Source organism: Micromonospora sp. M71_S20, from assembly GCF_003664255.1.
Lineage (GTDB): Bacteria > Actinomycetota > Actinomycetes > Mycobacteriales > Micromonosporaceae > Micromonospora.
This window is the reverse complement of the sequence record NZ_RCCV01000001.1, coordinates 2,669,038-2,686,705: the sequence shown is the minus strand read 5'-3', so window position 1 is coordinate 2,686,705 and position 17,668 is coordinate 2,669,038. Positions and strand designations below refer to the sequence as shown.

Sequence of the window (17,668 nt, the reverse complement as noted above, 5' to 3'; positions counted from 1 at the left end):
CTCCGGACTTCCTCCTGCGGACGGTCACACCGTACGGCGGGCGGCGTACAGGTCGCGTACATCGCGGACACGGACGGGCCGTCGCCGCGCGGTGCCCCGGCCCGGGGGTGCAGGATGGCGGGATGGGACGGGCGACTGACCGGCGCGGCGTGCTCCGCATCGACCTCGACGCGGCGACCGGCCGCACCTCGGTACGCCGGCAGGACACCCTCGCGGTGGAGGAGCCGCTGGAGATCCGGGTCGGTGCGGCCGGTCCCGGCCGGCGACGCCCGCTCGCCGTGACCATGCGTACGCCCGGCGACGACCTCGACCTGGCGATCGGCTTCCTGCTGACCGAGGGGCTGATCCGCTCCGCCGACGACGTACGCACCGCGCAGCTCTGCGCCGGCGCGGAGACACCCAACACGTACAACGTGGTGGACGTGGTGCTGGCGCCCGGCGTGCCCGAACCCACCGTCGATCCGTCGCGGAACTTCTACACCACCAGCTCCTGTGGGGTGTGCGGCAAGGCGAGCATCGACGCCGTGCGTACCCGATCGGTCTTCGCGGTGGGCGACGACCCGCTGACGGTGCCGGCGGCGGTCCTGACCGCGCTGCCGGACCGGCTGCGCGCGGCCCAGCGCGGCTTCGACCGCACGGGCGGCCTGCACGCGGCGGGCCTGTTCACCGGCGACGGCGACCTGGTGGTGCTGCGCGAGGACGTCGGCCGGCACAACGCCGTCGACAAGGTGGTCGGCTGGGCGGTCCGCGAGCGGCGGCTGCCGCTGGCCGGGCACGTCCTGCTGGTCTCCGGACGGGCGAGTTTCGAGCTGACCCAGAAGGCGTGGATGGCGGGGGTGCCGCTGCTCGCGGCGGTCTCCGCGCCGAGCACCCTGGCGGTGGAGCTGGCCGAGGAGGCCGGGCTGACGCTGGTCGGCTTCCTGCGCGGCGACGCGATGAACGTCTACGCCCGCCCCGAACGGGTCACCGCCTGATCCGCCGGCCTAGCCGAACAGCCCCAGCCGGATCGCGGCGTCGCGGGCCAGCAGGAAGCCGGCGATGCCGAGGATCCAGCCGAGCATGCTGCCGGAGGTCCGCATGATCCAGGCGTTGAGCCGGGCCAGCACCGGTTCGACCAGCCTCGGCAGCGCCATCCGGGCCGCCAGCAGCAGCACCGCCGGCAGGACCATGACCAGGCAGTAGGCGGCGAGCAGCCCCACCATCTCGGCAGCGCCGAGCCCCGAGGTGGTCAGCAGGCCGACCGCGCCGAGGTACGGCAGCATCGTCGCCACCTCCGCGAGCGCGGCGAGCAGCGCCAGCCCGACCAGCCACCGCGCCGAGGAGTCGCCGGCGGTGGCCCGGTCCCGCCAGCGCAACACGCCCCCGCTGCGCGGACGCCGCTTGCCGTCGTAGCGGAAGCTGAGCACGAACAGCCCGACCCCGAGGACGAGCTGAGCCCACAGCACCGGTCGGTTGTCCATCGCCCCGCCGAGGACGTCGGCCAGCCGGCTGCCGCCGAGGGCGAGCAGCAGCCCGACGCCGAAGTAGAAGACGGCGATCGTGCCGAGGTAGACGAGGATCCGGCGGGCGTTGACCGGCCCGGGAGCGAGCAGCAGCCAGACGGGGATGAAGAGCGTGCCGATGCTCGTGCTGTCGACCAGGGCCAGGCCGGCGAGCGACAGCAGCAGTCCGACGCTCATGCGGTGCTTGCGATGGGTAGGGGCACGGAACCATTCTGTGCCGGCGTCGATCCTGTCGACTCGCCCCACGGGACGAACGTCCACTACATCTTTCGACGGAGACCACCGTTGCCGGTGCCCGCCGTGCCGGTGCCTGCCGTGCCGGTGCTTCCGATGGCGGTGCTTCCGGTCGCGCGGGTCAGCGCGGGCGGGCCCAGCCGGTGAAGCGGGCGGTCAGGTCGGTCGCCGTCGTGGCGTGGTCCAGCGCGGCGAGCTGCTCGCCCGCCTCGACCTGGAGGGTCGCCAGGTGGATCAGCAGGGCTGGCCGGTCGGTCCGGTACTCGGCGAGCAGCCGCAGCTTCGCCGCCGAACACGGCCAGGCGATCCCGCAGGCCGCGCAGCGCCAGGTGGGCCGGGTGGGCAGGTGGGCGCGGCGGCGGGTCATGCCGTGACCGGCCGGCGGGAAACCGGCCGGCGGCGGGCCGGCGCCGGGGAGGCCGGAGCCGCGGTACGCCAGCGCACCCCCTCGCACCGCACGTAGAGCGAGCGCCGGTCCACGGCGTCGCCGCGCGCGCCCAGCTGGTAGACGTCGATCCAGCACCAACCGTGGTACGTGTGCCAGTCGGTCAGGACACGGATCACGCGCACGGAGATCGGGCGGACGAACTGCGGGCTCGCGGAGCGGGTCAGGTACAGGACGTCACCCGAGCTGATCTGCCGCGGCGCAGGCTTCGGGTCGGGCCTCGGCGGCGGCTGGCGGTCCGGCAAGGTCTTCCCCCTCGTCCCTCGGTCTGGATGAGGGGGCCGCCACGGATGCTCGCCCGGCGGCGACCCCCTCGCGGCACGACCGGCGGGCTTCGGGCGCCTCCACCGGCTCGCGCCGTCTACAAAGCACCCTGCCGAGGGTTGCCAGCCGATCACACCGCGTAGCAATCTGTACCGGGGATATTCGGGACGTTCGGGCGAGGAGCGGGGATGAACCGGGCGGTACAGGTAGCGATGGCGAAGGCCGGGGAGACTGCGGAGAGCCTCGCAGCTCAGGTCGGCGTCGATCCGAAGACGGCGGCCCGGTGGGTCAGCCAGGGACGAATCCCGCAGACCCGCCACCGTGCCCGGGTCGCCGAGATTCTCAACAAGGACATAGAAGAGCTCTGGCCGGACGCGTTGAAGCGCCGCGAGCCAGCCTGGTTCAGACCGTGGACTGAGATCGAGCGCGAGGCGTCAGGACTGCGGTGGTTCGAATCAGCCGTCATCCCGGGCCTCCTACAGACCGAGGACTACGCCAGGGCGGTCCTCACCAGCGGACCGCTGATGGCTGACGCGGAAGCCTATGTCGACGCCCGGCTACGCCGGCAGGCCGCCGTGCTCGACCGCCCGCGTCCTTCCCTTCTGGTCTTCGTGATTGATGAGGCTGCGCTTCGCCGGGGAGAGCCGGCGGTCATGCAACCGCAGCTTGACCACCTCATCGAGCTTGCCCGGCGTCCGAACGTCATGATCCACGTGCTTCCTCTCCGCGCCGGGCTGCACCCCGGCCAGGCTGGACCGTTCATCATCGCCAGCACGCCTGACGGCGAGGTCGGCTACCTCGATGACCAAGCCACCGGCCGTCTCACGAATGACGTTGCTCCGCTCTGGGCAGTCTGGGATACCGTGAGATCGGTCGCGCTGCCGCGAGACCAAACCATCGACCTGTTGAGAGCGCGATCATGGATGACCTGACCAGCGCGCAGTGGCGCAAGAGCACCCGCAGCAGCTCGAACGGCGGCGCCTGCGTCGAGGTCGCCGACAACCTTCCCGGCGTCGTCGCCGTCCGTGACTCGAAGGACCCGGCCGGCCCGGCGCTCACCTTCGCGCCGGCCGCGTGGCGCGCGTTCGTCGCCGAGTTGGCCGAGCGGGCCTGAACGCCCGAGACGCAGCCAGGCCCTTCCCCCAGACCGGCTGACGCGGAGGACGCGAACCTTCCTCCCGCCCTCGAACTCTTCCACTGGTGACGGGCAAGCAGCTGGGCCGCGATCGGCTTCCCGGCCTGCCACAACGTCAGTGACGCCTACGGACCGCCAATCTCGTGGGGACCTGAAGTAGGCGAGGCCGCGCCGACGATGCTCGCCCGGCAGTCCACTCGTCGGATGGCGTATCCGCTACACATGGTGTGTGGACCACCTCTACGGGCACCTCGGCACTTGCGCAAGCGGAGCCATGGCCGAGGGGATGCACACCCGACAGGCTGACCTGACGACGGATGCCATACGTCAGGGCCTTGGCAACGTGTTCTGGATCGGCGGTGGGCCCGCGAGCGGTAAATCGACGATCGCGCGTCGGCTCGCCAACCGGTACGGCTTGCGTCTGTACGCCACCGACGATGTCATGGGTGACCACGCCGGCCGCGTCACCGCCGAGGAAGCGCCTTGCCTGGACCGGTTCAAGGCGATGGACATGGACGAGCGCTGGCTCACCCGCTCCCCGGAGATCATGCTGGACACGTTCCACTGGTTCCACGGCGAGGCGTTCCACCTGATCGTGGACGACTTGCTGAGCCTGCCGGCAGGCACTCGCGTGGTGGCCGAGGGCTTCCGGCTCCTCCCGCACCTGGTCAAGCCGCTGCTCACCGAGGTCGATCGCGCGGTGTGGCTGCTGCCGACGGCGGACTTCCGCGACGCCGCTCTCGCCCAGCGAGGCTCGACCTGGCAGATCCCGGCGAAGACCAGCGACCCGGAACGGGCGAGGCAGAATCTGAGCGAACGCGACCGGTTGTTCACCGAGCGCCTGATCGTCGAGACCGACCGGCTCGATGTGCGGGCGATACGGTTGGTCCCCGGGATGCGCGAGGACGAGGTCGCCGACCAGGTGGCCCGGCAGTTCGCCCTCTGAACCTGGCCGGCGGAACGTGAAGGTGCGGTCGTCGGCATCACGCAGAACGAGCTCCCGCAACGCCAGCAGGCCCTCTTCGGCGGTGTCGTCGTCCTGCCCCGACGCGTACCGCGCCGACACCTTCTCCAAGGGGTCGAGGCCGCCGGCCCGGGTGCACCTCCGGCTGCACGATTGGGGCCGTAAAGCCGTGGCGACGGTAGGCGGCGCCAGGTGTAGCCCAGGAGCACCTTGACATGCTTCGATCGATGTTCTTTGCTGTCCCGTACGACAAATCATGTCCGATGACGTGAGGGAGGGATGGACCGCGATGAAGAGGCAACTTGGAGCCGTGGCGACGACAGTGGTGACGGTGCTTGGGCTGGGGCTGGCGGCCACGCCGGCACAGGCCGCGTCCGGGGTGCGGGCGGCGGTCGTGGACGCGGCCAAGGCGTACCTGGGAACGCCCTACCGGTTGGCGTACGGCTGGACCTGTGGCGTGCAGGCAGTCGACTGCGAGTGCCTGAACCGGCACGCGATCTGGGACGGCACCAAGGCCGCGACCGGACGCGGCCTGCAACTGAACTACTGGCTGCAGGGTCAGATCAACCAGGGGCGCCGGGTCAGCACCCCGCGCCCGGGCGACCTCGTCTTCTGGGACACCGACCCGAACGACGGTATCCGCTACGGCGGCGACCTCGACCACACCGGCGTCTACATCGGCAACAACCGGGTCATCGACGCGAACGCCTACTACGGCTACGTGAAGAACGACAGCGTCACCCTCGGCGGCACCGAACCGAACCCATTGTTCATCGACGTACTCACCCCCAACGGCTACTGACTCGACGCTCGCGCCCGGCCAACGTGACGCACGATGGAAGGCAACGCAGCCGGTGCCGAGTCGCTGTAGGCCGAGCATCGCGAAGTGATCATGCCTGATTCGACATTGGTATCCCGGGCCGTCCTGCACCTACGGGGGCCATGACAGGAGGCGCCGTATGGTCCGACCACGAAGGCAGGAGGCCCAACGCGCGCACCTGATAACCGCTGCCCAGCGGGCCATCAGGGACCGCGGCCTCGCCGGCGTCCGGGTCCGCGACATCGCCGATGCCGCGAACACCTCACCCGGCACGGTCACCTACTACTGGCGTGACGTGCGCGACCTCTTCCAGGACGTGTACGAAGACGCGATCGAGCGGTTCCACCAACGCCGGCAGCAAGCCAGCGACGGTCTGCGCGATCCGGTCGCCCGGTTGCTGACGATGATCGAGTCCGGGCTCCCCGCAGACCGCGACGACAGTCTCTGCTGCCTGCTCTACGAGTTCTCACCCCAAGCCCGGTTACGCCCAGGCGACGCGCACATGAGGCGGAACCTGTTCGACAAGCAAGCCGACCTCTACGAACAGATTCTCAACGACGGAGCCGCTCGCGGCGTCTTCACCGTTCGTGGCCCCATCCGACACGTCGCCTGCAACCTGGTCGCTCTCGAGGACGCCTACGGCTATCACATCGTCACGGGCACCTCGATCGACCGCACAAGCGCCCTCACGCTGATCGTCAACTACGCCGAAACTGCCACCAACACGAACCTCACCACAGCGCACGCCGCCCTGTCCGCAAGAACCTGACCGCATTCGAATCCTCATGCGCTCAAGGGAACTAGCCGCAGTGCGGGCAGTCGAGATCGATCTCGCCGCGATCCCCCTGGTAGACGACTTCCGCGCCGGTCTCCTCTGCCAGTTGCTGGGCCAGCTTCCGGCCCTGTGCCGTCCACGCCCGGTACTGATCGTCGGCGGCGGCCCGACCACCGCCGTACTCGCTGTGCAGGTCCATCCAGTCCGACCACGCACGCAGCTCGGTCGCCAGCTTGGCCGAAATGCTCAGCCATTCCGGGCTGACCGAGCCCACGACCTCGCGGCTTGGACGACCGCCGTGAGCGGGGATCGTGATCCAGGCCCACACAGGGAAGGCCCCGTAGTCGAACGCGACGTCCAAGCGCCGCACGCCAGGCGGGCGGCCTCGCGGGCAGGACGGGACATGCCGCCGGAACTCCTCCACCTACCACCACCTCGGCTCGGAACTAATGCGGCACCCGCCCTACGGGACCCGGCGCGCGAAGATCATTCCGCCCAGACTGCTCTCCGGCGAGCTGACGACCGTTTGCGCTTCTACGGTGAACCCGGCTGCGCCCAGCCATGCCGCCACCCGTTCGGGTCGGCGGCGGTGGACATGGACGTTCATGGGGTGGCCCCCGTAGCCCTCGGTCTTCAACCGTGACCCGTCGCCGACGTGGAAGCCGAGCAGCAGCGGGCCGCCGGGGCGCAGCACCCGCCGGAAGTGCGCGAAAACCGGGCCGATCTCCTCGTCCGGGACGTGGATGAGCGAGTACCAGGCCACCACGCCCGCGACCGAAGCGTCGGCGAGCGCCAGGTCGGTCATCGAGCCCACCTCGAACCGCAGGTGGGGATGGTCTCGCCGAGCGATCTCGATCATCGCCGGGGAGAGATCGATGCCGAAGGCGTCCAGACCGTGCTGGTGGAGAAGAGCGGTGATGCGGCCGGGCCCGCAGCCGACGTCGGCGACAGGTCCTCCGCCTGCGGCCAACACCAGTTCGGCGAACAACGCCAGGGCCGCTCGCTCGTGGGGCGCGTCGACCAGGAGGTCGCGTACCTGCTCCGCGTAGCTGGCAGCAACCGTGTCGTAGGAGTCCCGGGTGTCCGCCAACCAGCCTTCACTCTTCACGTGCGACACGTTAGGTGTCACAGTGGCCCCGCTGTCCCGACGCCACGCGGCCGCAACGTCGTTGCCACCAGGGAGGCGCTGATGCCCGCAAGACTGGAGGCTGACGGCGATCACACTCGACTGCCCGGAGCCGAGGCCTGGTGCTGGGCCTGGGCGCGACCAGCCCGAGTTCCAGCCGGGCGGCGACCGGTGGCGGGTCTTCAAGGATCCGGCGGGGCATCCCTTCCGCCTGACCAGCAGCTGAGCGATGACGTAGCCGCACGGATCAGCGTTCGCGCCGCCTGCGTCTGCGGCGTAGCACGCCGGGCGCTCCGACCGCCGGCCAGCCGTCCAGCTCGGAGGGTGGCACGCCCCGGCGCAGCAGGTCGTCGAGGAGCAGCGCCATCGAATGGCCGGGGTGCTCGGCCAGGGCCCGTTCCAGGGCCACCGCCGCCAGCGCCCCCTGCCCCGCCCGCCACGCCGCGAACGCCAGCAGCGCGGCCGGCGCGGCGATCAGCTCCGGCTCGGCCCGGCGCAGCACGTCGGTCCAGAGCGCGATGTCCTCGTCCCGCCCGTCGGTGCGTTCCCAGGCGTGGTCGCGAACCGGCACGTGGGTCAGCAGCACGCTCAGCCAGGCGACCTCGTCGTCGGTGAGCCGCTGCCCCCGCCGGTGCCGGCGCAGCGTGGTGCGTACCGCCGCCACCCCCGCGGAGCGGAGTGCCCGCTCGCCGCGCGGGTCGGTCGCGGGCGCCCGGTCGAGCAGGTCCGCCAGGCGTCGCTCGGCGCGGGCGGTGGCCCGGCGTACGGCCGAGCGAGCGGGACCGGTCGCCGGGGCGACCTGCGCGACCAGGGCGGCCCGGTCGGGCAGTGCGACCTGGCCGGCGAAGACGGCCGCCGCGCTGACCTCGCTGGCACCGACGTCGTAGGGGGTGCCGTCGGGCGGGCAGCACTCCGGCTCGGTGCAGAGGTACGACCAGTAGCGGCCCTCGGTGACGCGCAGGGCGTCGAGCACGGACATCCCGGCGGCGGTCAGCGCGGCGCGCACGGCGTCGACGGCCGGGGTGACCAGCGGTGCGGGCCCGTAGCCCAGGACCGTGGCGGTCTCGGCGTGCTGCCGGGCGACGACGCCGGCGAGGTGGCCGGCGGGGTCGCGCGGGTCCGCGAGGTCGGGCAGATCGGCGCGGGCGGCGAAGGTGATCCGGCGGCCCCGCATCGCCACCACGACGACGCTGTCGGCGGGGTGGAAGCCGAGCAGGTAGGGCACGGCGGCGATGAGGTCGGCGGGGGAACGGACGGCGAGCCGGGGGCGGTCGGTCGGGGTCATGTCTGGCAGCCTCCGACGCGGGCGGGACGGCCGGCGGCCCCTGTGGACGACACGCGGTTCATCCACAGGCACGGAGAGTATTTACCCAGCTCAAGCCAACCCCCCGCCCGTTGACGCCACCCCCCCACGGGCACCGCCCGAACCACCTCCGGCGATCTTGGAGCGAAAAGGCCCCCCGAGAGGCCGAAACTCGCCAAGAATCACAACTGTCCCTTCCCGGCAGGGATCGGGCGGCAGGCGGGATCGGGCGGCAGGCCGTTTCCGGCGGGACTGGACGCCGTCAGGGGGCTACCTTGCCGTCATGGATCTGGCGTACCTGCGGGCGCACCCGGAGCACCTGCCGACCTTCCTGACCCACCAGCGGATCCGCGAGACGCCGGTCGCTGGCGGCGACATCTGCGCCGCGTCCCGGCTGACGCTGGACGACGGGCACTCGGTGTTCGCCAAGACCTGGCCGGAGACCGCCGGCAGGCCCGCGCCGGAGGGCTTCTTCGCCGCCGAGGCGGCGGGCCTGCGCTGGCTCCGCGAGGCCGGGACGGTCGCCGTACCGGAGGTGGTGGTGGCGCTGCCCGAGCTGCTCGCGCTGGAGTGGGTCGACCCCGGCGAGCCGACCCCCGGGGCGGCCGAGCGGTTCGGCCGGGAGCTGGCCGGGCTGCACCGCGCCGGGGCGTCGGCCTTCGGCGCCGGGTGGAACGGCTTCATCGGTGCGCTGCCGGCGGACAACACCGCCGACGACGGCCCCTGGTCGGGGTGGTTCGCGCCGGCCCGGCTCGTTCCGTACCTCCGGATGTCGGTCGACGGCGGCGCGCTCACCGGCGCCGAGGCCGGCCTGGTCGAGCAGGTCGTCGAGCGGATCGGCGAGTTCGGCGGGGACGAGCCGCCGTCCCGGATCCACGGCGACCTCTGGCCGGGTAACGCGCTCTGGGGCGCGGACGACCGGGTCTGGCTGGTCGACCCGGCGGCGCACGGCGGGCACCGCGAGACCGACCTGGCGCAGCTGGCCCTCTTCGGCGGCGCGCCGCACCTCGACCGGATCCTCGCGGCGTACGCGGAGGAGTGGCCGCTGGCCGACGGGTGGCGGGAACGGGTGCCGCTGCACCAGCTCCACCTGATGCTGGTGCACACCGCCCTGTTCGGCGCGGCGTACCGGGATGCGGTCGCCCGTACCGCCCGGGCGGCCCTGGCCGGGCTCGGGCGCGCTACCGTCGACGGGTGACCGCCGCCCCGCCGACCGCCGGCGTCCTCGCCGACCGGTACGGCCGCGTCGCCCGGGACCTGCGGGTCTCTCTGACCGACAAGTGCAACCTGCGCTGCACCTACTGCATGCCGGCCGAGGGGCTGGCCTGGCTGCCCGGCCCGCAACTGCTCGGCGACGACGAGATCGTCCGGCTGGTCGGGGTCGCGGTACGCCTGCTCGGCGTGACCGAGGTGCGCTTCACCGGCGGGGAGCCGCTGATCCGGCCCGGCCTGGTCGACATCGTGGCCGCCGTGGCGGCGCTGGAGCCGCGCCCCCGCATCTCGCTGACCACCAACGGCATCGGGCTGGACCGGCTCGCCCCCACGCTGCGCGCCGCCGGGCTGGACCGGGTGAACGTCTCGCTGGACACGCTGGACCCGGAGCGGTTCACCCGGCTGACCCGGCGCCCGCGCCTGGCGGACGTGCTGGCCGGGCTGGCCGGGGCGACCGCCGCCGGGCTCATCCCCGTCAAGATCAATTCGGTGCTCATGCGCGGCGTCAACGACGACGAGGCGCCGCGGCTGCTCCGCTTCGCCCTCGCGCACGGCTACGAGCTGCGGTTCATCGAGCAGATGCCGCTGGACGCCCAGCACGGCTGGGACCGCGCGACCATGGTCACCGCCGACGGGATCCTGGCCGCTCTGCGCGGGGAGTTCGACCTGACCCCCGACCCGGCGGAACGCGGCGCGGCGCCGGCCGAGACGTGGCTGGTCGACGGCGGCCCGGCCCGGGTCGGCGTGATCGCCAGCGTCACCCGGCCGTTCTGCGGTGACTGCGACCGCACCCGACTGACCGCCGACGGGCAGGTGCGCGCCTGCCTCTTCGCCACCGAGGAGTCCGACCTGCGGGGCGCGCTGCGGGCCGGGGCGGACGACGACGAGCTGGCCCGGCGCTGGCGGGCCGCGATGTGGGGCAAGCGGGCCGGGCACGGCATCGACGACCCGGCCTTCCTCCAGCCCGCCCGGCCGATGTCCGCGATCGGAGGCTGACCGTGGCAGAACCGACGCGCCCGGCCGACACCGGGCCACCGGCCCAGGCACGCCCCACGCGCACCGGGCCACCGGCCCAGGCACGCCCGGCATCCGCCGAGGCGTCGGCCCGGACGGCCGACGCCGGGGCGCCGGTGACCGTCCGCTACTTCGCCGGGGCACGGGCCGCCGCCGGCCGGACCGAGGAGACCGCATCCGCCGGGCGGTCCCTGGACGAACTCGTCGTGGAGCTGACCGACCGGCACGGTGAGCGCCTCGCCGCCGTCCTGACGGTGGCGAGTTTCCTGGTCGACGGCGTCACCTGTCATGATCGGCGGGCACCGCTGACGGCCGGGGCCACGATCGACGTCCTGCCGCCCTTCGCGGGCGGCTGAGGGAGGCACACAACATGCTGGCGGCACTGGCGTTCGTCGCCACCATGGCCCTGATCACCGGCCTGATCCACCTCTACCTGTGGAAGCGCCTGGTCCGGGACACCACCGCCCCGGGGCGCTGGCGCCGCATCGGCGGGATCACCGCCCTGGTGCTCGCGCTGCTCGTACCGGCGACCATGGCCGGCACCCAGGCGGGCCTCTACTGGCTCGCGTGGCCCGGCTACCTCTGGCTCGCCGTCATGTTCTACCTGCTGGTCCTGCTCGTGGCGCTGGAAGTGCCGATGGCGGTGACGAAGCTCGTGCTGCGCCGCCGGGTCGTCGCCGCGGAGCCCACCGCCGCCGCGCCCGAGCCCGCCATGGTGGGCGCGGCGGGCCCGGCCGACCCGCCGGCCGCCGACGCCGTCGCGCAGCCCGACCACGACCCGGCCCGCCGGTTGCTGCTCGCCCGTGGGGCGGCGATCTTCGCCGGGCTCACCGCCACCGGCCTCACCGGGTACGGCATCCGCACCGCCCTCGGTCCGCCGCAGCTCGACCGGGTGCAGATCCCGCTGGCCAAGCTCCCCCGCAGCATGGACGGCCTGCGGATCGCCACGGTTTCCGACATCCACCTCGGTCCGCTGCGCGGACGGGCGCACACCGAGCGGATCGTCGCCGCGATCAACCGCCTGGACGCCGACATCGTCGCCGTCGTCGGCGACCTGGTCGACGGCTCGGTCGCCGAGCTGGGCGAGGCGGCCGAGCCGCTGCGCGGCCTGCGCTCCCGGCACGGCAGCTACTTCGTCACCGGCAACCACGAGTACTACTCCGGTGTCGAGGAGTGGGTCCAGGAGCTGGACCGGCTCGGCCTGCGGGTCATGCAGAACGAGCGGACGGAGATCCAGGCCCGGGGCGGCGTGCTCGACCTGGCCGGAGTAAACGACGTCACCGCCGCCGGCACCGGCCTGGCCGCCCCGGCGGACTACGCGGCGGCGCTCGGCGACCGCGACCCGAACCGGCCCGTGGTGCTGCTCGCCCACCAGCCGGTCGCCGCCGTGGAGGCGGCGAAGTTCGGCGTCGACCTCCAGCTCTCCGGGCACACCCACGGCGGCCAGATGGTCCCGTTCAACCTGCTGGTGAAGCTCCAGCAGCCGGTGGTCTCCGGCCTGGGCGAGGTCGACGGCACCAAGGTCTACGTCACGAACGGCGCCGGCTTCTGGGGCCCGCCGGTCCGCGTCGGCGCCGAGCCGCAGATCACCCTGGTGGAGCTGCGCTCCCGCTGACCCATAGCGCGGGCGGGTGGCGTTGTCCAGCACCGGATGCTCAGGGTCACGGGTGTGCGTGGCGACGGTTGGGTAAAGGCGCGGGCGTGACAGGATGCGGCGTGCCTCCGTTCAGTCCCGCACCCCCCGGCGGCCTCTCGCCGTTCGTCGCGGATCTGCACATCCACTCGAAGTACTCGCGCGCGTGCAGCCGCGACCTCACCCTGCCCAACCTCGGCTGGTGGGCGCGGCGCAAGGGCATCGGGGTGCTCGGCACCGGCGACTTCACCCACCCCGCCTGGTACGACCACCTCCGCGAGACGCTGCACCCGGCCGAGCCCGGCCTGCACCGGCTCAGCCCGGAGGCGGAGCGGGACATCGCCCGCCGGCTGCCGCCCCGGCTGGCGAGCGAGGCGGAGGCGGACCCGGTCCGGTTCATGCTCAGCGTGGAGATCTCCACGATCTACAAGCGGGACGACCGCACCCGCAAGGTGCACCACCTGATCTACCTGCCCGACCTGGACGCGGTGGCCCGGTTCAACACCGCGCTCGGGCGGATCGGCAACCTGGGCTCGGACGGCCGGCCGATCCTCGGTCTGGACTCCCGGGACCTGCTGGAGATCACCCTGGAGGCCAGCGCCGACGGCTACCTGGTGCCGGCGCACATCTGGACCCCGTGGTTCTCCGCGCTGGGCTCCAAGTCGGGCTTCGACGCGATCGCCGACTGCTACGCCGACCTGGCCGGGCACATCTTCGCGGTGGAGACCGGCCTCTCCTCCGACCCCGAGATGAACTGGCGCGTCGGCAGCCTGGACGGCTACCGGCTGGTGTCGAACTCCGACGCGCACTCGCCGCCGGCGCTGGCCCGGGAGGCCACCGTCTTCGCCACCGCCCGCGACTACTTCGCGATCCGGGACGCCCTGCGTACCGGCGACGGGCTCGCCGGGACCATCGAGTTCTTCCCCGAGGAGGGCAAGTACCACGCGGACGGGCACCGGCTCTGCGGGGTCAACTGGTCGCCCGAGAAGACCCGGGCCGCCGATGGCCGCTGCCCGGAGTGCGGCAAGCCGCTGACCGTCGGCGTACTCAGCCGGGTCGAGGAGCTGGCCGACCGGCCGTCGGGGCACCGGCCCGCGCACGCCCGCGACGTCACCCACCTGGTGCCGCTGGCCGAGATCCTCGGCGAGGTCAACAAGGTGGGCGCCCGGTCCAAGAAGGTCGAGGGGAAGCTCCACGAGCTGGTCGCCGCCCTCGGCCCGGAGCTTGAGATCCTCACCACCACGCCGCTCGACGAGATCGGCCGGGTCGGCGGGGAACTGCTCGCCGAGGGCATCGGCCGGCTGCGCCGGGGCGACGTCCGCCGGGTCCCCGGCTACGACGGCGAGTACGGCGTCATCACCCTCTTCGACCCGGCCGAGCTGGGCGGCAACGCCGGCGGGGCCCAGGAGACGCTCTTCGACGTACCCGTGCCGGCGCAGCGCACCCCGACGGAGCCGGCGCCGAAGCCCCGGGCCAAGCGCCCGGCGGCGGCCAAGCCCGAACCGAAGCGCAAGGCCGCGCCGGTCGCGCCCCCGCCTCCGATCGCGCCGACGCCCTCGCCGCACGAGCCGTTCGAGCCGATGCTCGCCGGCATGGAGGAGGTCGGCACCGGTCTGCTGGACCGCCTGGACGCCATGCAGCGGGTGGCCGCCTCCGCGCCGGGCGGTCCGCTGCTCATCGTCGCCGGGCCGGGCACCGGCAAGACCCGGACGCTGACCCACCGGATCGCCTACCTCTGCGCGGAGCTGAACGTCTTCCCGGAGCAGTGCCTGGCGATCACGTTCACCCGGCGGGCCGCCGAGGAGCTGCGGCACCGCCTCGACGGCCTGCTCGGCCCGGTCGCCGAGGACGTCACCGTCGGCACCTTCCACTCGCTGGGCCTGACCATCCTGCGGGAGAACGCCGACGCCGTCGGCCTGCCGGCGGACTTCCGCATCGCCGACGACGCCCAGCGGGCGGAGGCCCGCGCCGAGGCGGGCAACGACGAGGCCGGCTACGCGGCGCTGCTGCGCAAGCAGGACCTGGTGGACCTGGACGAGCTGCTGACCCTGCCGGTCGCGCTGCTGAAGGCCGACAAGAAGCTGGTCCGGCACTACCGGGAGCGCTGGCGCTGGATCTTCGTCGACGAGTACCAGGACGTCGACGAGGTGCAGTACGAGCTGCTGCGCCTCCTCAGCCCCGCCGACGGCAACCTCTGCGCGATCGGCGACCCGGACCAGGCGATCTACTCCTTCCGGGGCGCCGACGTCGGTTACTTCCTGCGTTTCTCGCAGGACTTCACCGACGCCCGGCTGGTCCGGCTGAACCGCAACTACCGCTCGTCCGCCCCCATCCTGGCCGCCGCCGTGCAGGCCATCGCGCCGTCGTCGCTGGTCCGGGGCCGCCGGCTCGACCCGGCTCGGCTCGACCCTGAGGCCCCGCTGGTGGGTCGCTACCCGGCGGCCTCCGTCTCCGACGAGGCCGACTTCGTCGTACGCACCATCGACGAGCTGGTCGGCGGCCTCTCCCACCGGTCGCTGGACTCGGGGCGGATCGACGGCCGGTCGACCTCGCTGTCCTTCTCCGAGATCGCGGTGCTCTACCGCACCGACGCGCAGGCCGCACCGATCGTGGACGCGCTGGCCCGGGCGAACATCCCCGTGCAGAAGCGCTCGCACGACCGGCTGCGCGACCGCCCCGGCGTGGCCGCCATCGCCCGCGAGCTGCGCCACGCCGACGGGCTCGACGGCTCGCTGGCCGCGCGGGTCCGGCTGGCCGGGCAGGTGCTGGCGGAGCGCTTCGCCGTGCCGACGCTGGATGGCGCCAACACGGTCCGCCCGGAGGACGTCCGGTCGGCCGTCGACCTGCTCACCCCGCTCGCCCGCCGCTGCGGCGACGACCTGCCGCTGTTCCTGTCCCAGCTCGCCACCGGGGCGGAGGTCGACGCGCTCGACCCCCGCGCCGAGGCGGTCACCCTGCTCACCCTGCACGCCGCCAAGGGGCTGGAGTTCCCGGTGGTCTTCCTGGTCGGCGCCGAGGACGGGCTGCTCCCGCTGCGCTGGCCCGGCAGCACACCCGACGAGGACGCGATCGCCGAGGAGCGGCGGCTCTTCTTCGTCGGGCTGACTCGGGCCCAGGACCGGCTGTACGTCACCCACGCCGCCCGCCGCAGCCGGCACGGCACGGAACGCGAGTGCGCCCCGTCGCCGTTCCTCGACGCCATCGACCCGGGCCTCTTCGAGCGCTTCGGCGAGGCCGAACCCCGCCGCCCCCGCGACCGCCAGCTCCGCCTCATCTGACCGGCGCGTCGGCAGGTCGTCGCGGCTCCGGTCGCCGCGTCAGCACGACAATGCTGGCCGCCACGGCGGTGCCGTTCCCCTCAGGCGGTCAGGGCGGCCAGCCAGGCGCCGGTGAGGAGGGCCGGGCCAAGCGGGAGCGGGGTGTCGCGGCGCACCCTGCCGGCGACCAGCAGGACGAGCACCAGCGCACCGTGCAGCACGTGCGGCAGGAGCAGCCCGAGCGCCAGGGACGACCCGCCGAGCCAGCCGAGCGGCAGGCCCAGAACGGCGGCGAGCTTTACGTCGCCGAAGCCCAGCCGGGAGCCGGGCAGCACCGCCAGCACCACGTGGCAGGCGAAGCAGAGCGCCGCCCCGGCCACCGCGCCGAGCAGGCGCCCGGGGCTGCCGGACGCCGCCGCAGCGCCGGTCAGGCCGACGGCGGCGACCAGCGCGGCGGCGCCGACCAGCGGGTCGGGCAGCCGCAGGCAGGACAGGTCGACCAGGGCGAGCACCAGCCCGACGGCGGCCAGCACGAGAAGAACCGGCAGGACGGGATCCGCCCCCAGGGCCGCCGCGAGCCCGGTGAACACGACCGCACCCGCCGCCGCGCCCCACCCGGCGCCCGGCGCGGCCCCGGTGTCCCGCACCGCGCCCGGCGCGGCCTCGACGACGCGCGGCGTGGACCGGGTGTCCCGCGCCGCGTTCGGCGTGGCGCCGGCGACGTGCGGTGCGAGCGGGGCGGTGAAGTGGCGGGCGGCCCGGGGCGCGGCGAGGCCGGCCAGGGCGCCGAGCAGCGCCACGCCTGCCAGCAGCCCGGTCGACACCGGGCGGACGCTACCGGCGCGACGGCTCCGGCGCGGTCCCCCGGGCGGGACGTCGCGGTCTCTCGGTGCTCACCACGAGGGCCACCCCGGCGACGATGACCGCGCCACCGAGCACCACCCGCGCGGTGACCGGCTCGGCGGCGAACAACGCGCCGAGCGCCACCGCGACCACCGGGTTGACGTAGGCGTAGGTGGAGGCCAGCGAGATCGGGGCGTGGTGCAGCAGCCAGACGTACGCGGTGAAGGCCACCAGCGAGCCGGCCACCGTCAGGTACGCGAGCGCGAGCCATGACCGGGTGGTCACCTCGCCCACGTCGAAGCCGCGCAGCTCGCCACGGCCCACCGAGAGGACGGCCAGCGCCGCCGCCCCGGCGAACATCTCGTAGACGGTGGCGACGAACGGATCGGCGGGCATCCGGATCCGGCCGGAGAGGAAGGAGCCGATCGACCAGCAGGTGGCCGCGGCGACCACGGTCAGCGCCCCGGTGAGCGGCACGGCGTCCGCCCCGCCGGTCGGCAGCACCAGCAGCACCAGGCCGACGAAGCCCAACGTCACCCCGGCCAGCGTCCACGACCGGGGTCGGTCGCCGGTGACCGTACGCAGCAGCACCACCAGCAGCGGCACGGTCGCCACCAGCAGGGCGGCGATCCCGGAGGGCACCGCCACCCCCACCGGACCGGACTCGGCGAGCACCACCAGCCCGTTGCCGCAGGCCAGCAGGAGGACCCCGACCAACGCGGCCGAGGCGAGCTGCCGCCGGTCGACCCGCAGCGCGCCCCGCCCCCGCCGCACCCGCAGCACGATCGCCAGCACCAGGCCGGCGGCGGCGAACCGGGCGGCCGCCGAGCCGAGCGGCGGCATGGACTCCACCGCGATCCGGATGCCCAGGTAGGTGGAGCCCCACAGGACGTAGACCAGCAGCAGTGCGGTCCAGAGCAGGGCCGGCGTGGCGGCAGCCGTACGACCCGTCCCGGCGTCCGGGCCGGGCCGGGTACCCGCGTCGACGGGCGGCTGCGCACTCGGTGGAGGTGGGCTCATCGGTGGACACGCTACGGTGGCCTCGGCGTCGGCGTCCCTCGTTGGTGGCCGGCCTCTCACCACTCGCACGGGAGGCGTGCATGGCGAACTACGGAGCACCGGGTCGCGGGAACCCGGACCC

The 17,668-nt window shown here is 73.4% G+C and carries 19 protein-coding genes; 11 read left to right on the top strand and 8 right to left on the bottom strand.

The features are described from left to right. The first annotated feature begins 122 nt into the window (after positions 1-122). Positions 123-974 (top strand): formate dehydrogenase accessory sulfurtransferase FdhD, encoded by an 852-nt coding sequence (fdhD, locus tag DER29_RS12235; RefSeq protein WP_121397460.1) that lies wholly within the window; start codon positions 123-125, stop codon positions 972-974. A gap of 9 nt (positions 975-983) precedes the next feature. Here fdhD and DER29_RS12230 read toward each other — a convergent pair whose 3' ends face one another. The 3 genes from DER29_RS12230 to DER29_RS12220 all read right to left on the bottom strand — a co-directional run bounded on the left by DER29_RS12230 (position 984) and on the right by DER29_RS12220 (position 2,426). Next, the gene (locus DER29_RS12230) at positions 984-1,679 is read right to left on the bottom strand and encodes a GAP family protein (RefSeq protein ID WP_121397459.1); all 696 of its coding nucleotides are present in this window, start codon (positions 1,677-1,679) and stop codon (positions 984-986) included. A gap of 178 nt (positions 1,680-1,857) precedes the next feature. Continuing rightward, positions 1,858-2,103, bottom strand: coding sequence for a flavin reductase (locus tag DER29_RS12225; protein WP_121397458.1), 246 nt, complete (start codon positions 2,101-2,103; stop codon positions 1,858-1,860). Continuing rightward, positions 2,100-2,426 (bottom strand): hypothetical protein, encoded by a 327-nt coding sequence (locus tag DER29_RS12220; protein ID WP_370040064.1) that lies wholly within the window; start codon positions 2,424-2,426, stop codon positions 2,100-2,102. The genes DER29_RS12225 and DER29_RS12220 overlap by 4 nt, the downstream gene beginning before the upstream one ends. Before the next feature lie 207 nt (positions 2,427-2,633). Between DER29_RS12220 and DER29_RS12215 the strand changes: the two genes are divergently transcribed. The 5 genes from DER29_RS12215 (at position 2,634) to DER29_RS12195 (ending at position 6,133) form a co-directional block, all read left to right on the top strand. After that, on the top strand, positions 2,634-3,377 hold the full coding sequence (locus DER29_RS12215; RefSeq protein ID WP_121397457.1) for a helix-turn-helix transcriptional regulator: 744 nt from the start codon (positions 2,634-2,636) through the stop codon (positions 3,375-3,377). Next, positions 3,365-3,559, top strand: coding sequence for a DUF397 domain-containing protein (locus tag DER29_RS12210; RefSeq protein ID WP_121397456.1), 195 nt, complete (start codon positions 3,365-3,367; stop codon positions 3,557-3,559). Before DER29_RS12215 ends, DER29_RS12210 begins: the two co-directional genes overlap by 13 nt. Before the next feature lie 250 nt (positions 3,560-3,809). Continuing rightward, on the top strand, positions 3,810-4,526 hold the full coding sequence (locus tag DER29_RS12205) for a hypothetical protein (protein ID WP_233599729.1): 717 nt from the start codon (positions 3,810-3,812) through the stop codon (positions 4,524-4,526). 307 nt (positions 4,527-4,833) lie between these two features. Next, on the top strand, positions 4,834-5,346 hold the full coding sequence (locus tag DER29_RS12200) for a C40 family peptidase (protein WP_199729235.1): 513 nt from the start codon (positions 4,834-4,836) through the stop codon (positions 5,344-5,346). Between the two features lie 157 nt (positions 5,347-5,503). Beyond that, complete coding sequence (locus tag DER29_RS12195) at positions 5,504-6,133, top strand: TetR/AcrR family transcriptional regulator (protein ID WP_121397454.1); 630 nt, start codon at positions 5,504-5,506, stop codon at positions 6,131-6,133. A 31-nt stretch (positions 6,134-6,164) separates the two neighbouring features. Here the strand turns inward: DER29_RS12195 and DER29_RS12190 are convergent, their stop codons facing one another. The 3 genes from DER29_RS12190 to DER29_RS12175 all read right to left on the bottom strand — a co-directional run bounded on the left by DER29_RS12190 (position 6,165) and on the right by DER29_RS12175 (position 8,550). Next, the gene (locus DER29_RS12190; protein WP_148710010.1) at positions 6,165-6,500 is read right to left on the bottom strand and encodes a hypothetical protein; all 336 of its coding nucleotides are present in this window, start codon (positions 6,498-6,500) and stop codon (positions 6,165-6,167) included. A gap of 102 nt (positions 6,501-6,602) precedes the next feature. Further along, a complete protein-coding gene (locus DER29_RS12185) occupies positions 6,603-7,229 on the bottom strand; it encodes a class I SAM-dependent methyltransferase (RefSeq protein ID WP_370040063.1) in 627 nt (208 codons plus the stop codon). 283 nt (positions 7,230-7,512) lie between these two features. Continuing rightward, a complete protein-coding gene (locus DER29_RS12175) occupies positions 7,513-8,550 on the bottom strand; it encodes a DUF4192 domain-containing protein (protein ID WP_121397451.1) in 1,038 nt (345 codons plus the stop codon). 301 nt (positions 8,551-8,851) lie between these two features. On the opposite strand from DER29_RS12175, the gene DER29_RS12170 reads away from it, so the two are divergent. From DER29_RS12170 to DER29_RS12150, 5 genes are all read left to right on the top strand, one after another. Beyond that, positions 8,852-9,766: a fructosamine kinase family protein gene (locus DER29_RS12170; RefSeq protein WP_121397450.1), complete on the top strand. Its 915-nt coding sequence runs from the start codon at positions 8,852-8,854 to the stop codon at positions 9,764-9,766. Continuing rightward, positions 9,763-10,776 (top strand): GTP 3',8-cyclase MoaA, encoded by a 1,014-nt coding sequence (gene moaA, locus DER29_RS12165; protein ID WP_121397449.1) that lies wholly within the window; start codon positions 9,763-9,765, stop codon positions 10,774-10,776. The genes DER29_RS12170 and moaA overlap by 4 nt, the downstream gene beginning before the upstream one ends. A gap of 134 nt (positions 10,777-10,910) precedes the next feature. Then, positions 10,911-11,150, top strand: coding sequence for a MoaD/ThiS family protein (locus DER29_RS12160; protein ID WP_121399164.1), 240 nt, complete (start codon positions 10,911-10,913; stop codon positions 11,148-11,150). 14 nt (positions 11,151-11,164) lie between these two features. Then, entirely contained in the window at positions 11,165-12,409 is a 1,245-nt protein-coding gene (locus tag DER29_RS12155) for a metallophosphoesterase (protein WP_121397448.1), read from the top strand. Between the two features lie 101 nt (positions 12,410-12,510). Further along, positions 12,511-15,705 (top strand): UvrD-helicase domain-containing protein, encoded by a 3,195-nt coding sequence (locus tag DER29_RS12150; RefSeq protein WP_121397447.1) that lies wholly within the window; start codon positions 12,511-12,513, stop codon positions 15,703-15,705. 80 nt (positions 15,706-15,785) lie between these two features. Here DER29_RS12150 and DER29_RS12145 read toward each other — a convergent pair whose 3' ends face one another. Together DER29_RS12145 and DER29_RS12140 are read right to left on the bottom strand one after the other, a co-directional pair. Continuing rightward, the gene (locus DER29_RS12145; protein WP_233599728.1) at positions 15,786-16,508 is read right to left on the bottom strand and encodes a prepilin peptidase; all 723 of its coding nucleotides are present in this window, start codon (positions 16,506-16,508) and stop codon (positions 15,786-15,788) included. A gap of 10 nt (positions 16,509-16,518) precedes the next feature. After that, positions 16,519-17,547 (bottom strand): EamA family transporter, encoded by a 1,029-nt coding sequence (locus DER29_RS12140; protein WP_199729233.1) that lies wholly within the window; start codon positions 17,545-17,547, stop codon positions 16,519-16,521. Positions 17,548-17,668 lie beyond the last annotated feature (121 nt).

What these genes read in the sequence shown, in the direction of transcription:
- fdhD (WP_121397460.1), top strand. Translation starts at nt 123, where the DNA reads ATGGGACGGGCGACTGACCGGCGCGGCGTGCTCCGCATCGACCTCGAC.
- DER29_RS12230 (WP_121397459.1), bottom strand. Translation starts at nt 1,679, where the DNA reads ATGAGCGTCGGACTGCTGCTGTCGCTCGCCGGCCTGGCCCTGGTCGAC.
- DER29_RS12225 (WP_121397458.1), bottom strand. Translation starts at nt 2,103, where the DNA reads ATGACCCGCCGCCGCGCCCACCTGCCCACCCGGCCCACCTGGCGCTGC.
- DER29_RS12215 (WP_121397457.1), top strand. Translation starts at nt 2,634, where the DNA reads ATGAACCGGGCGGTACAGGTAGCGATGGCGAAGGCCGGGGAGACTGCG.
- DER29_RS12210 (WP_121397456.1), top strand. Translation starts at nt 3,365, where the DNA reads ATGGATGACCTGACCAGCGCGCAGTGGCGCAAGAGCACCCGCAGCAGC.
- DER29_RS12200 (WP_199729235.1), top strand. Translation starts at nt 4,834, where the DNA reads ATGAAGAGGCAACTTGGAGCCGTGGCGACGACAGTGGTGACGGTGCTT.
- DER29_RS12195 (WP_121397454.1), top strand. Translation starts at nt 5,504, where the DNA reads ATGGTCCGACCACGAAGGCAGGAGGCCCAACGCGCGCACCTGATAACC.
- DER29_RS12175 (WP_121397451.1), bottom strand. Translation starts at nt 8,550, where the DNA reads ATGACCCCGACCGACCGCCCCCGGCTCGCCGTCCGTTCCCCCGCCGAC.
- DER29_RS12170 (WP_121397450.1), top strand. Translation starts at nt 8,852, where the DNA reads ATGGATCTGGCGTACCTGCGGGCGCACCCGGAGCACCTGCCGACCTTC.
- DER29_RS12155 (WP_121397448.1), top strand. Translation starts at nt 11,165, where the DNA reads ATGCTGGCGGCACTGGCGTTCGTCGCCACCATGGCCCTGATCACCGGC.
- DER29_RS12140 (WP_199729233.1), bottom strand. Translation starts at nt 17,547, where the DNA reads ATGAGCCCACCTCCACCGAGTGCGCAGCCGCCCGTCGACGCGGGTACC.